A 1,085-nucleotide genomic window follows, 5' to 3' on the forward strand; every position below is an offset into this window, starting at 1 on the left:
GCTACGCCTCGAACGCCGACCAGCAGGCCTTCGAACGCGACCTGGGCGCGCGCGTGCACGACGAAATCGCGCTGTACGCAGCGGCGCAGCAGCGCTCCATCGAGGCGGTGCTGGCGGCGCTCGCGGAGGAAAAGCCCGCGCCTTAATGTCCGCACGCGTGCCGCCATAAGATCCGTGGCGGCACGACAATTCATCCAGGAAATGCGAGATGTTCCAGCGGCAGTTTCTTCCTCCCATCGCCCAGCTGATGGCTTTCGAAAGCGCGGCCAGGCACGCCAGCGTATCGCGCGCGGCGCAGGAACTGCACCTGACCCAGAGCGCGATCTCGCGCCAGATCAGGCAACTGGAAGACCAGGTCGGCACCGCACTGTTCCAGCGTGTGCGCCAGCGCATGGTGCTGACGGACGCCGGCCGGGTCTATGCCGCGGACCTGCGGCAAAGCTTCGAAGGCCTGTCGACCGCCACCCAGCGCATCATGACGCTGGGCGGCGCCGGCGATGTGCTCAACCTCGCGGTGCTGCCCACCTTCGGCACCCAGTGGCTGATCCCGCGCATGCCGCGCTTTGCCGCGCTCCATCCGCAGGTGACGGTCAACTTCTCGACCCGGACCGCGGCCTTTGATTTCGAGCGCGAGCCTTTCGACGCCGCCATCCATTTCGGCGACAGCTTCTGGCCCGGCGCATCGTGCGACTACCTGCTGCGCGAAAGCGTCGTGCCGGTGTGCAGCCCCGACTTCGCGGCGCGGCAGGGGCTGCGCACGGTGCAGGATCTGGGGCGTGTATGCCTGCTGCAGCAATCGACGCGCCCATTGCAGTGGAGCGAATGGCTGGCCCAGGCCGGCGCGCCGACAGCCCACGCCATGCGCGGCCCGCGCTACGAGCAGTTTTCCATGCTCGCCCAGGCCGCGGCCAACGGTCTGGGCGTCGCGCTGGTGCCCGAGTTTCTCGTCAGCGACCTGCTCGCCAGCCAGCGCATCCAGGTGCTTTTCGAGCAGCCCCTGATGACCGACAACGCCTACTATTTCGTCATGCCCGAATCGCGCGCCGGGAACCCGCTGGCGCTGGCGTTCCGGTCATGGATATTGC

Annotated in this window: 1 protein-coding gene; it reads left to right on the forward strand. The window is 67.6% G+C overall.

Annotated features, from left to right (window positions below):
- Window positions 1-208: 208 nt before the first annotated feature.
- The coding region (locus tag D3H34_RS32930) for a LysR family transcriptional regulator (RefSeq protein WP_119558891.1) at window positions 209-1,085 on the forward strand (877 nt) is incomplete at its 3' end.

This window comes from Acidovorax cavernicola, from assembly GCF_003581445.1.